This is a genomic window from Nocardiopsis sp. iso_25, assembly GCF_056173305.1.
The window spans coordinates 3,777,844-3,789,824 of the sequence record NZ_CM149667.1; the positions used below are offsets into that span (position 1 = coordinate 3,777,844).

Here is an 11,981-nt window from a genome sequence, read left to right on the forward strand (position 1 = left end):
GTGGAGCGCGGGTGCGCGGGTGCCCGGTCGCCGTGCCCGACACACCTCCGCGCCGCGCGGGGGCGAACCGCTACGCTCACCCCGTGGCCTCCGACTCCAACACCTGCAACTTCCCCGGCTGTGACCGGCCCGTGCCCCGCGCCTCCTCGCCCGGCCGCCCGCCGCAGTACTGCGACCTCCCCGAGCACACCCGCTGGCGCGCCTGGAAGGAACGCCAGCGCCAGACCCAGGAGGCCGAACGCCAGGAGGAGCTGGCCCGCGCCGCCCAGGAGCCCTCCACCGCCGACTCCGCCGCGCCCTCCCCCCACGCCGCCGGGTCCTCCCCCTCCTTCAGCACCGAGCCGGTCACCTCCGCCCGACTGCGCGCCGACGACCTGCTCACCCGCTTCGCCGTCCAGAGCGAGCAGCTCACCGCCACCCTGCGGTCGGCCACCGAGGCCTTCTCCACGATGACCGACCCGGCCGCGGCCGAGGCCCAGGTGGAGGCCGCCCGCCTCGCCGGGGCCCGGCACGCCGCCGAGGCCGACGCCGCCCGCCTGGAGGCGGAGAACCGCCGCCGCGAGGCCGAGAGCGCCCGGCGCGTGGCCGAGGACGCCGCCGCCTCCGCCGTCTCGGCCACCCAGGAGGCCGAGCGCATCGCCGAGGAGGCCCTGGCCGCCCGGGACGCCGGCGAGGCCGAGCGCGACCGCCAGCGCGCCCTCGCCGACCGGGCGCGGACCGAACGCGACGCCGCCGTCGCCGAGGCAAACGCGGGGCTGGCCGCCGCCGAACGCCGCATCGCCGAGCAGTCCGCCCGCGCCCGCGAGGAGCTGGAGCACGAGCGGGCCGAGACCTCCCGGCGGCTCCAGCACGCCCGGGCCGAGGTCGAGGGGCTGCGCGCCGAGACCGCCGAGCACGCCCGTCGGCGCGACGAGGCCGTCCTGGCGGCCGAGAGCGCCCGGGCCCGCGCCGAGACCGCCGAGGAGCGCGCGGGCGAGGCCGCCCGGACCCTGGCCGCCGACCGGGAGCGCTTCGACGCCGAACTGGAGCGGACCCGCGAGCGCCTGGAGTCGGACCGCGCGGCGGCCGCCGCCGAGCGCGAACGCCTCACCGCCGAGCTGGAGCGGCTCCGCGCCGACCGCGAGCGCCTGGCGGCCGACCTGGACGCCCAGCGCCGCAACGCCGAGATCACCCTGGCCGAGTCGCGGGAGGCCGCGGCCGCGCGCCTGGCTCTGGCCGAGGAGGCGCGCGAGCGGGCCGTGGCCCGCGCCGAGCTGGCCGAACGGCGCGCGGAGCGGGCCGGGACGCCTCCGGCCGGGCAGGACGCGGAGCACACCGCCACGTAGCGGTCCGCGCCCCGAACGGCCCGGTCCCCGCCCACGGCCCGCCCCACGGATGTTCAGTAAGTCACCTAAGTGCCGGTTCGTCCCGGTCTAGGATGGGAAACGTGCGAGATCTGGGAACCACTGGAGACACCGGACCGATGAACGTGGGTGGTTCCCCCGGCGAAGGGCACGGAGCCGAACGCGTCGAGGTGGCCGAACGGCCCCACCCCAGGGTCGACCTGCGGGCGCTGTTCGGACTCCAGTCCGGCGCCTGGGCGTGGACCACCGCGGTCAAGGCCGCCGTGTCCATGTCGCTCTCCTTCGCCCTGGCCACGTGGCTGTTCGGCTCGGAGGTCGGCACCCTGGCTGCCCTGGGCTCCATGACCGTCCTGTACGAGAAGAAGACGCCCTACGCCTACCGGTCGGCGGCCCTCGCCCTGGTCGGTCTGGGCTTCGTCGCCAGCGTCACCCTCGGCTCCCTGGCCTCGGCCCTGGCCTCCTGGGGGCCCGTGTTCTCCATCGGCCTGACCGCCGGGATCGCCACCTGGCTGTGCGCGGCCTGGCGGGTGGACAGGCCGGGCCCCCTCTTCTTCGTCCTGGTCGGCGCGATCTCCACCATCGCCCCCGGCGGCCTGGCCGACGTCCCCCTGCACGCCCTCGTGGCCGCCCTCGGCGCGGCCATCGGCTGGTCGGTGTCGATGTCGGGTGCGCCCGTGCGCGCCCGCCACCCCGAGTACCGCGCCGTGGCCGGGGCCTACCGCCAGCTCGCCTCCCTGCTGCGCGCCGTGGGCACGCCCGACCTGGACCACGCCCAGCACGAGGCGTCGGTGGCGGTGGCCGAGGCCTGGCGGATCGTCCTGCTGGCCCAGACCCGCGGCTACCGCACCAGCCCCGAGGCCGCCCGGCTGCGGTCCCTGCTGCGGTGGGTCTCCGACGTGCACCTGGCCACCACCCAGGTGTGCATGGCGCGCCCCACGACCCTGCCCGAGAAGGCCGCCGACTTCGCCGAGCGCATGGCCCCGGCCGTGGCCGACCCCTCCCTGGGGCCCGACCCCGACGAGCTCGACGAGCTGCGCCGGGGCCTGCGCCCCCGTTCCCTGGAGGCCCGGCTCTACGGCCAGCTGGCCCGGGCCGCGCAGGCCGCGCGCCGCTCCACCCACGACGACGACGAGCACGCCGCGACCCTGCACGACCAGCGCTATCCGGCGCTGTGGGACGCGCTGCGCTCCAGCCTGGGCTCGGACTCGCTGGTGCGCCCCACCGCGCTGCGCATGTGGATCACGGTGACCGCGGCGGGCGCGTTCAGCCTCCTGCTGGGCCTGGACCACTACTACTGGGTGGGCCTGACCGCGACCGCCGTCCTCCAGGCGGGCAGCGTGGTCCTGACCATGAACCGGGCGCTCCAGCGGTCGCTGGGCACCCTCGTGGGCGTGTTCATCGGCGCCGCGCTGATCGCGACGCACCCGCCGCTGGTCGTGGTCATCGTGCTCGCCGGGCTGTTCCAGGGGCTCACCCAGCTGGTGGTGGGCCGCAACTTCTTCTACGCCTCGGTCCTGGTGACGCCGATGGCGCTGCTGCTGGCCGCGACCGCCGCGCCCGACCCGATCACCGACCTGGCCGGGTCGCGCATCATCGACACCGTCGTGGGTTCGGTGTTCGGCCTGCTGGGCTCGCTGCTGCTGTGGCGCAGGGCGTCGGCGACCCGTCTGCCCCAGGCCATCACGAGCGTGCTGGAGACCTCGCGCGAGTGCATCATGGCGGTCCTGGACCAGGACGTGGAGATCGGCCCCGAGCGGCGCTACCGGCTGCGCAGGGACATGCGCGCGGCCCTGGTCAACCTGCGCGGGGTCTACGACAGCGCGATCGGGGACGCGCCGCGCGCGGCGTCCACGCTGCCGCTGTGGCCGGTGGTGGTGGCCACCCAGCGCACCGGCTACCTGGCACTGTCGGCGCTGGCCCGGGACCGGCCCGAGTCGGCGGGCGTCATCACCCTGCAACGGGTGGACCTGGCCTTCGGCGAGCTCATCTCCTCGATGAGGGAGCGCCGCACGCCCCGTATGGGCGCGATCCCCCGGCTGCCCGCCTACCCCAGGATCAACATGGAGCTGCGGGCACTGTCCAACGCGATGACCAGCGCGGTCGCCCAGGACGAGCGCGCGGCGCGCCAGGAGGCCGAGCGGCGGGCCCAGCGCGAGCACCGCCGGGCCCAGAAGGACCTGGACGCCGACCTGTGACCCCGCTCCGCGCCCGCCCCCGGCCTCCGGTGGCGCGGCCGGTCACTCCACGAGGGCGAAGGCCCGCACGGGGAAGGCGGCCATCCCGCGGATCTTGGCGGGCACCGCGAAGAAGGTGAAGCCCTCCTCGGGGAGCTGGTCGAGCAGGCACAGGTGGGAGACGACGGGGACACCGGCGGCGAGCAGGACGGCCAGCGCCGGGCGGGCGCCCTCGGCGGCGGGAGAGGGGTCGTCCACGCCGACCGCGTCGATGCCCACCAGGGTGGCGCCGCCGTCCACGAGCGCCTTGGCCGCCTCCTCGGTCAGGTAGGGGTGCTCGGGGTGGCCGTAGGACTCGGTGCGCCAGTGCCGGTCCCAGCCGGTGCGCACCAGCACGGCGCGTCCGCGCACGTCCAGTCCGGAGAAGGCCTCGGGGCCGATCCGTGCGGAGCCGACGGCGACGACCACGCCGGGCAGGTCCGCCACGCGGGCCAGGTCCAGGTCGGCCAGGTCCGCGCCGTCACGGTAGCGGTGGGCGGGCGTCTCCACGTAGGTGCCGGTGGCACCGACCATCGTGACGCGGCCGCTGCTGGTGCCGTGGCCGGGGACGGATCCCGGAACGGCGGTGCTCTCCTCGACGGCGGGTTCCGGCAGGCCCGGAGAGGTGGTCATCCCGTCGGTGATCTGGTGGCTGACGTCGACCAGTTTCGGCATGGCTGTTCTTCCTCGCTCGCGCGTCCGGGGAAAGGACCCCTGACCTGCACCAGAGGTCTAGACCATAGCCTAGCGCGTGTGACCGTCGCCACGGCACCCGTGCCCGGCCCTCATCACACCCTCCGGCCACGTCCTGCGCCCCGCGGCCCCGATAGGCTCGCAGGACACGGACACGGGAGCCCTCCGTACGTCCGTCACCCCCGCACGGACCCATCCCACCCCGAGAAGAGGCGACCGAGTGACCCTGTACGGAGCGGCCAAGACCGTCATCGCGCCCGCCACCCGTGTGGTGTGGCCCCAGCGCGTGGAGGGCGCGCACCACGTCCCCCGTCGCGGTCCGGTGATCCTGGCCGTCAACCACCTGGCGCTGATCGACCCGCTCTTCATCGGCGTGGCCTGCCCCCGGCCGGTGCGCTTCATCGCCAAGCAGGAGCTCTTCGACGAGGGGACCCTGCCCCGGCGCCTGTTCACCCGCACGCTGCGGGCCATCGGCCAGCTCTCGGTGGACCGGCGCCCGGGCCAGAGCGCCCAGGAGGCCATGGACAACAGCCTCGGTGTGCTGGAGAGCGGCGAGGTCTTCGGGATCTTCCCCGAGGGGTCGCGCTCCCCCGACGGCCGCCTCTACCGCGGGCAGACGGGGCTGGCCTGGCTGGCGCTGACCACGGGCGCCCCGGTGGTGCCGGTGGCCCTGGCGGGCACCGAGCGGATCCTGCCCCCCGGCCGCAGGGTGCCCTCCCTCAACCGTGTGGGCGTGCGCTTCGGCGAGCCGGTGGACCTGTCGCCGTGGGAGGGCCGGGCGGACCGGGCCCGCCCGCGCCGCGAGGCCACCGACGCCATCATGGCCGCCATCGCCAAGCTGTCCGGGCAGGAGCAGGTGCCCCGGTTCGCCGCCTCGGTCAAGGCCGAACTGGAGCAGGGGCGCCCCTCGGGCGAGTAGGGTCGGCTTTCGGGGGAGTCGGCTCCCCCTCCCCCGGCGCGGCCCCCGGGACGCGGACCGCCCCGGCGGGCGGTGACTTTCTTCACAGCCCGTTCGGAACTGGGGAACCGGTGACAGGGCGTTGACCTTTTGTTGAGGGACCTCTCAGGGCACCGGCGGCAGCCTCCCTACCTGGTCCTACCGGGTTCTGCCTGGGCCTACGGCCCCGCGGGGCCTCCGGGGCCCGCCGTGCGGGCCCGGGATGGGGAGCGGAATTCTCTACCTTTATAGTAGGTTTTCCCGGTGCCGACACCGGATAGATTAGGCAAGCCTTACCTTTTGATGGCGTCCGACTCTGGCGCGAAGACTTGGAGCTGTGCGATGACGCGACCACTGCGAGTGGGAATCGTGGGTGCGGGCCCCGCGGGGATTTACGCCGCGGACCTGCTCACCAAGGACGAGACCCTGTCCGCGTGCGGCACGTCCGTCAGCATCGACATCCTCGACAAGCTGCCCTCCCCCTACGGCCTGGTCCGCTACGGCGTCGCCCCGGACCACCCCCGGATCAAGCAGATCCAGGGGGCGCTGCACAAGATCCTGGACAAGCCGGAGATCACCTTCTACGGCAACGTCGAGTACGGCGTGGACCTCAAGCTGGAGGACCTGCGCCACCACTACGACGCGGTCGTCTTCGCCACGGGCAGCGACCGCGACCGGCCGCTGGACATCCCGGGCGTCGACCTGCCCGGCAGCCACGGCGCCGCCGACTTCGTCTTCTGGTACGACTCCCACCCCGACGTGTCGCCGTCCTGGCACGTGGAGGGCACCAGCGTCGCCGTGATCGGCGCGGGCAACGTCGCCGTCGACGTCGCCCGCATCCTCGCCAAGAGCGCCGAGGACCTGCTGGAGACCGACATCACCGACAACGTGTACGAGGGGCTGCGCGCCAAGCAGATCACCGACGTCCACGTCTTCGCCCGCCGCGGCATCGCCCAGTGCAAGGCCACCCCCATGGAGCTGCGCGAGCTGGACAAGCAGCCCGGCGTCGAGGTCATCGTCTACCCCGAGGACTTCGACATGGACGAGGGGAGCCTCCAGGCCTGCGAGGACTCCAACCAGGTCAAGACCAACGTCAAGGTCCTGCAGAACTGGGCGATCCGCGACCCGCGCGGCGCCGAGCGCCGCCTGCACCTGCACTTCCTGCACAGCCCGGTGGCCGTGCTCGGCGAGGACCGCGTCACGGGCTTCCGGACCGAGCGCATGGAGCTGACCGGCGACGGAGGCGTCCGGGGGACCGGCGAGTACGTGGACCACGAGGTCCAGGCCGTCTACCGCGCCATCGGCTACCTGGGCTCGCCCCTGGCCGACCTGCCCTTCGACGAGGAGCGCGGCGTCGTCCCCAACGCCGGGGGCCGGGTCCTGGACCTGGACGAGAAGCCGATGGACGGCGTCTACGCCACCGGCTGGATCAAGCGCGGCCCCGTGGGCCTCATCGGCCACACCAAGGGCGACGCACTGGAGACGGTCACCAACCTGGTGGCCGACCGCGAGGCCCTCACCCCCGCCTCCGAGCCCGACCCGGTCGCCTTCCGGGCCCTGCTGGAGGCGCGCGGCGTGGACTACACCACGTGGGAGGGCTGGCAGCGGATCGAGGCCCGCGAGGAGGAGCTGGGCGCCGAGCGCGGACGCAAGCGCCTCAAGCTCCTGTCCCGGGACGAGCAGACCAGCATCGCGCGCCAGGGGTGACCCCGGTTCGCGGGCTTCCCGGCCGGTCCCGCGCCCCTCTGCGGGACCGGCCACCGCATTCCCCCCTCCGCCCGCGGATACCGTGAGATTGCGCATGCGCGGCATCCGGCGGTGACGGAACAACGGCCCGGCCCGATGGGTTAGAGTCACTGTTGGTCGGTGTGGTAGCAAGTGTCCCCCGGGCCTCAACAATTGCCTTCGCGGAATACCGCGTCCGGTCCCGCCTCCGGGTGGGTGACCGTACGGCCAGGAGCCCCGTTGTGCCCCGCGCCGAGAGGCGACCGCCATGCCGACCCTCACTCTCGTGCCCCGCTCCCACCGAGGTGGGAGCGGGGCATCGTGGTATCTCCAGCCAACCCAGTGAAGGACGGTCAGGCGTGGACGAACGGTCCCCCCGGCAACCGGATTCCTCCGGGCCGCCCGAAGCATCGCACGAGCCCCCGGCGCACCCCCCGCGCCCCGGTAACCCCTACCGCATCCCCCAGCGCACCCAGGGGCCCCCGCCCGAGGAAGCGGCGGCCCCGTCCGCGCCCGTTCCTCCCCCGCAGCCCGACCCCCCGCAGCGGTCGGCCGGGTCCTGGGACTCCCCCGCCTCGTGGGACGAGCCCCCGCGCGCAGGAGCAGCCGACGACGGATGGGGCGCCCCGTCCGCGCACGCCTGGGAGCCCTCCCGGCACGGGGACTCCGGCGCCCACGGCAACGCGGGGCGCCCGCAGGAGCCCGCCTCCTGGGACGAGCCGCCGCGCGCCCCCGACCGGGGCGGCGCCGAGGACTGGAACGCCCCCTATCCCTCGGCGCAGGGCCCCTCCGGCGGCTGGGACGCCCCCCGAGGCGGCGGGGCGCACGACTCCTGGGACGACGACCCCTACCCGGGTCAGCCCGTCCACCACGGCGGCACCCCCTACCCGGGCGGACCGCACGACCCGGCGCCGGACCGCGGCGGCCGCGGGGAGACCGGCCCCCAGCACGGCCAGGGATCCCCGGACGGCTTCGAGTACCTCTACAGCGGCGGCCCGGGCGCGGGCGGACCGGACGACCCCGACCGCCACGGGGACGACGGCTACGCCCCCGGCCCCCCGCCGCGCAAGTCGCGGCGCGGACTGCTCATCGGCGTGCTCTCCGCCGTCGTGGTGCTGCTGCTCGTGGGCGGCGGCGCGTCCTGGTACGTCCTGACGATGCCCGAACCCGAGGAGGCCGCCGCCGAGTACGAGGCCGCCTGGGAGGCGCAGGACTACGAGCGCCTGGCCGCGGTCACCCGGGGCGGCGACGCCGCCGCGGTGCTCGGCGGGATCGACTCCGGGCTGGGTGTGGACTCCATCGCGGTGGAGGTCGGCACGGTGACCGCCGACGGCGGTGCCGGCAGCGCGCCCTACGAGGTCACCGTGTCGCTGACCAACGCCGACGACTGGGGCTGGGAGGGCGAGCTGCCGCTGGTCCGCGAGGACGGCGAGTGGTGGGTGGAGTTCTCCCCCGAGGTCGCCTACCCCGGCCTGGGCGAGGGCCAGGTCCTGGCCCGCACCGCCGTGTGGGGCGAGCGCGGCAGCGTCCTGGCCGCCGACGGCACCGTCCTGGACGGCACCGTCTCCGGTTCGCTGCAGATGATCGCGGGCTCCCTGGGCGAGGCCACCGCGGAGGACGTCGAGCGGCTGGGCCCGGCCTACAGCGTCGGCGACACCGTGGGCGTCAGCGGCCTCCAGCGCACCTACGAGGAGCGGCTGGCCGGTGAGGCCGCCACGACCGTCCTCATGGTCGACGCGGCCGCCGCCGAGGACCCCGACTCCCTGGAGGCCACCGCGGAGAACACGGTGGCCACCCTGGACGGCGCCGACGGCGAGGACGTCGTCACCAGCATCGACATGGCCGTCCAGAACGCGGCCTCCAACGCCGTCATCGACTCCGCCGACCCGGTGGGTCTGGTGGCGGTGCGCCCCTCCACCGGTGAGATCCTGGCCGCGGCGAACGTGCCCGGCGGGTTCAACCGGGCCTTCGAGGGCCAGTACCCGCCCGGTTCGTCGTTCAAGATCATTACCTACAGCTCGCTGCTGGACAACGGGATGGGCATGGACGCCACGCTGAACTGCCCCAAGGAGTACGACCTGGGCGGGTGGCCGTTCGTCAACGCTGGCGACGCCGAGTACGGCGCCCAGACGGTGACCGAGGCCTTCGCGACCTCCTGCAACACCGCGCTGGTGGAGCAGGTCGGCGACCGGCTCAGCTCGGACACGCTCCAGGCCAGCGCCGAGCAGTTCGGCATGAACGCGCCGCTGGACATCGGCGTGCCCACGCTCGAACCGTCCTTCCCGCCGGTGGACAGCGCCACCATGCTGGGCGCCCAGAGCATCGGCCAGGGCCAGATCCTCACCTCGCCGCTGCACATGTCCACGGTGCCCGCCGCGGTCGCCGACGGTTCCTGGCGCCACCCGGTGCTGGTGACCGAGCCCGCCCAGGAGGGCCTGCCCGAGCCCCGCGCGATCGCCCAGGCCGAGGCGCTGCGGACGATGATGCGCGCGGTCGTCACCGAGGGCACCGCCGAGGACGTGCCCTTCCAGGGCGAGGTGTACGCCAAGTCGGGTACGGCCGAGTTCGGCACCGCCGAGGACGCCGACGAGGACGGGGAGCTGCCCAGCCACGCCTGGATGGTCGGCTTCAAGGGCGACGTGGCCTTCGCCGTGGTGGTCGAGGGCGGTGGCGGCGGCTCGTCCGTGGCCGGTCCCCTGGCCGCCAGCTTCACCAACGGCCTCTGAGGCCGGACCCCGACGCCGACGGCGCGTACCGGCCCCGCCGGTGCGCGCCGTCGGCGTCGGGGCCGCACCGGCGTGGCCGGTGTCGGCGCCGGTTCGCGGCGTCTACGATGCTCCCGGGTTGCGCGGCGTGCCTCGGCCCCGTCCCGGCCTCTCCGGGGACCGGTCGGCCCCGTGTCCCCGGTCGCGGGCACGGTCCAACCTCAAGCAGGAAAAATCCGACCCAAAACAGCCAATTATTACTTTAAGCTATTTAGTGACTACTAAGAGTTAGCGAGCGGGAACCCGGGGCAGATCTACGGATGGCGCCAGGAGAACGGTTCTCCCGAGGGTCGAGCTGGGGGGATCGGTGCCACCGGACCGACAGATCGTCGGTCCGCCTCGAAAGGACACAGGATGAACCGCAAGACTCTCACTCGGATCGCCTTCGCCTCCGTCGCCGTTCCGGCCCTGGCCTTCGGCGCCCCGGCCACCGCAATGGCGGACAGCTTCTTCTCGGGTGAGTCCAGCGCCGCCGGCATCGAGGGCGCCGCGAGCCACAACGTGACCGCTGTCGCCTTCGACGGCAACGGCGGCGGCCACGGCCACAAGGGCGACAAGGGCCACGACCACTGGGACAACGGCGGCTCCTTCTACAAGAAGAGCGCCACCTGGGCGGGCCACGACGGCGCCGCCTCCCACAGCATCGTGAGCGGTGCGAACTAGGCATCCCGTTTCCGTCGGGCGCGGCGGCCGTGTCGGCCGCCGCGCCCGGCGGGCGTGACCCGACCCAACCCGAGGAGGGGAAGGACGATGGTCCGACTACGACGAGCGCTGTCCCTGACCGGCGTGGCCTTCGGCCTGGCGCTGGGTGCGCCCTCGGTCGCGATGGCCGACGCGGTCTTCGAGAAGGACTTCGGCAGCGCAAGCGCCGAGGGCGCCACCATGACCGTGGTCCACAGCCGCGTCGGCGACGACGGCAAGGTCTACTACGAGTACGTGACCTACACCGCCTCCATGCACGGAGCCACGGTGGACAGGACCACCAGCAAGGCGAACTGAGTTCCCGCGAGGTTGCGGGCGGACGGCCTCCACGGCTGTCCGCCCCTGGTGTGCGCGGGCGCGGCGCGGTACACGCGCCCCCGCGCACGGGAGGTGGAAAGACATGCGAAACCTGCTTCGAGGCCGTGCCCTCGCGGGGATGGCCGCGGCGGCCGTGTGCTGCGCGGGTGTGACCGGCGCGGCCGACCCCGGCGACGTGTTCGCCGGCGGCGGGACCCCGTCCGCGGTCCAGGGGACGGGCTCCGGGGGCGGCTGGCCCCCGCCGTGGTCCCAGGAGGAGCCGGCCGACCCCTGGACCGAGGCCGAGGCCGAGGTCGTGCGGCTGGTCAACGACAAGAGGCCCGGGTACGGGTGCGGGAAGCTGAGCGCCCACGAACTGCTCACCCGGGCCGCCCGGGAGCACAGCCAGGACCAGGCGGGCGACAGCGGTTTCCCCGGCGGCGGCTTCTTCGGCGGCAGTTCGTCGGCCAGGGACCGGGCCCGCGGCCTGGGCTACGCGAACCCTTCGGGCGAGATCGTGGCCAGCGGCTTCGAGACGGCCGAGGAGGCGGTGGATGCCTGGACGCGCCGCGGCCACAACCAGGTGCTCGCCGACTGCGGGTCCGAGCACATCGGCGTGGGCGTGGTGAAGGGCGACGGCGGCCCCTACTGGACCGTCGTCCTGGGCAAGGGCGCCTGAGCCGGACCCGCGGTACACGGGGCGCGTGACGGGCGGTGTGCAGCGGACGCACACCGCCCGTCACGCGTCCCGGGCGGTACCGCGCGGCGCGGACCGGGACCGCGGTCAGGAGGTGCCGACGGTCTCGGGCCCCTCCGGCGCGGGCTCCGGTTCCGGTTCGGCTGCCGGGTCCCCGCTGGTCTGCGAGGCGTCGGTCGGCACCGCGGGCGCGGACGGCTGCGGCGTGCTCGGGGTGAGGACGAACAGCATCACGAGCAGGCCCGCGGTGACCGCGGCGATCAGGCCGCACGCCACCCACGGTTTCCATCCGCCCAGGCCGGGGTCGGCCGGAGCGTCGGGGTCCCCCGACCCGAAGGACTCCAGTCGTCCGGCCAGGTCCGGTTCCTCCTCGCTGAGCTGCCGCTCGATCTCCGCGAGGATTCTTCTCTCGTGCTCTCTCAGGGACATGGCACCCTCCTCGGCCACGGGGGGAAGGACAGTCGTCGCCAGACTTACAGTCTCCCCCGGGTGTACCTGAGATATCCAGGTGTGCACAGCTTTTCCGATGTGGGTTTCTATGCCCGATTATGGGTAGAAAAAATCGGTTCTCTCCACAGGGTACGCCGCCATGTCGGACCCGAACGCGGT

10 protein-coding genes are annotated in these 11,981 nt (G+C 74.1%); 8 read left to right on the forward strand and 2 right to left on the reverse strand.

The window, feature by feature from the left end; translation table 11 throughout:
• The first annotated feature begins 83 nt into the window (after window positions 1-83).
• A complete protein-coding gene (locus AC0VX6_RS16415) occupies window positions 84-1,325 on the forward strand; it encodes a hypothetical protein (RefSeq protein ID WP_475465039.1) in 1,242 nt (413 codons plus the stop codon).
• A gap of 137 nt (window positions 1,326-1,462) precedes the next feature.
• Complete coding sequence (locus AC0VX6_RS16420; RefSeq protein WP_274978163.1) at window positions 1,463-3,538, forward strand: FUSC family protein; 2,076 nt, start codon at window positions 1,463-1,465, stop codon at window positions 3,536-3,538.
• 42 nt (window positions 3,539-3,580) lie between these two features.
• Here AC0VX6_RS16420 and AC0VX6_RS16425 read toward each other — a convergent pair whose 3' ends face one another.
• Window positions 3,581-4,231 (reverse strand): cyclase family protein, encoded by a 651-nt coding sequence (locus AC0VX6_RS16425; protein WP_274973574.1) that lies wholly within the window; start codon window positions 4,229-4,231, stop codon window positions 3,581-3,583.
• A 238-nt stretch (window positions 4,232-4,469) separates the two neighbouring features.
• On the opposite strand from AC0VX6_RS16425, the gene AC0VX6_RS16430 reads away from it, so the two are divergent.
• From AC0VX6_RS16430 to AC0VX6_RS16455, 6 genes are all read left to right on the forward strand, one after another.
• Window positions 4,470-5,168, forward strand: a complete 699-nt coding sequence (locus AC0VX6_RS16430; RefSeq protein WP_274973575.1) for a lysophospholipid acyltransferase family protein — start codon at window positions 4,470-4,472, stop codon at window positions 5,166-5,168.
• A gap of 378 nt (window positions 5,169-5,546) precedes the next feature.
• Window positions 5,547-6,893 carry an FAD-dependent oxidoreductase gene (locus AC0VX6_RS16435; protein WP_274978164.1) on the forward strand — a complete coding sequence of 449 codons (1,347 nt, stop codon included), beginning with the start codon at window positions 5,547-5,549 and terminating at the stop codon, window positions 6,891-6,893.
• A 377-nt stretch (window positions 6,894-7,270) separates the two neighbouring features.
• Window positions 7,271-9,637, forward strand: a complete 2,367-nt coding sequence (locus tag AC0VX6_RS16440; protein ID WP_475465041.1) for a penicillin-binding transpeptidase domain-containing protein — start codon at window positions 7,271-7,273, stop codon at window positions 9,635-9,637.
• 393 nt (window positions 9,638-10,030) lie between these two features.
• Entirely contained in the window at window positions 10,031-10,339 is a 309-nt protein-coding gene (locus tag AC0VX6_RS16445; protein ID WP_274973577.1) for a hypothetical protein, read from the forward strand.
• Window positions 10,340-10,426: 87 nt separating this feature from the next.
• Window positions 10,427-10,675, forward strand: a complete 249-nt coding sequence (locus AC0VX6_RS16450) for a hypothetical protein (RefSeq protein ID WP_047870821.1) — start codon at window positions 10,427-10,429, stop codon at window positions 10,673-10,675.
• A 103-nt stretch (window positions 10,676-10,778) separates the two neighbouring features.
• Window positions 10,779-11,354, forward strand: a complete 576-nt coding sequence (locus tag AC0VX6_RS16455; RefSeq protein WP_274973578.1) for a CAP domain-containing protein — start codon at window positions 10,779-10,781, stop codon at window positions 11,352-11,354.
• 105 nt (window positions 11,355-11,459) lie between these two features.
• On the opposite strand, the gene AC0VX6_RS16460 is transcribed toward AC0VX6_RS16455, so the two are convergent.
• Complete coding sequence (locus AC0VX6_RS16460; protein ID WP_274973579.1) at window positions 11,460-11,801, reverse strand: DUF3040 domain-containing protein; 342 nt, start codon at window positions 11,799-11,801, stop codon at window positions 11,460-11,462.
• Between the last annotated feature and the right edge of the window lie 180 nt (window positions 11,802-11,981).

What these genes read in the sequence shown, in the direction of transcription:
- AC0VX6_RS16445 (WP_274973577.1), top strand. Translation starts at nt 10,031, where the DNA reads ATGAACCGCAAGACTCTCACTCGGATCGCCTTCGCCTCCGTCGCCGTT.
- AC0VX6_RS16425 (WP_274973574.1), bottom strand. Translation starts at nt 4,231, where the DNA reads ATGCCGAAACTGGTCGACGTCAGCCACCAGATCACCGACGGGATGACC.
- AC0VX6_RS16460 (WP_274973579.1), bottom strand. Translation starts at nt 11,801, where the DNA reads ATGTCCCTGAGAGAGCACGAGAGAAGAATCCTCGCGGAGATCGAGCGG.
- AC0VX6_RS16450 (WP_047870821.1), top strand. Translation starts at nt 10,427, where the DNA reads ATGGTCCGACTACGACGAGCGCTGTCCCTGACCGGCGTGGCCTTCGGC.
- AC0VX6_RS16420 (WP_274978163.1), top strand. Translation starts at nt 1,463, where the DNA reads ATGAACGTGGGTGGTTCCCCCGGCGAAGGGCACGGAGCCGAACGCGTC.
- AC0VX6_RS16455 (WP_274973578.1), top strand. Translation starts at nt 10,779, where the DNA reads ATGCGAAACCTGCTTCGAGGCCGTGCCCTCGCGGGGATGGCCGCGGCG.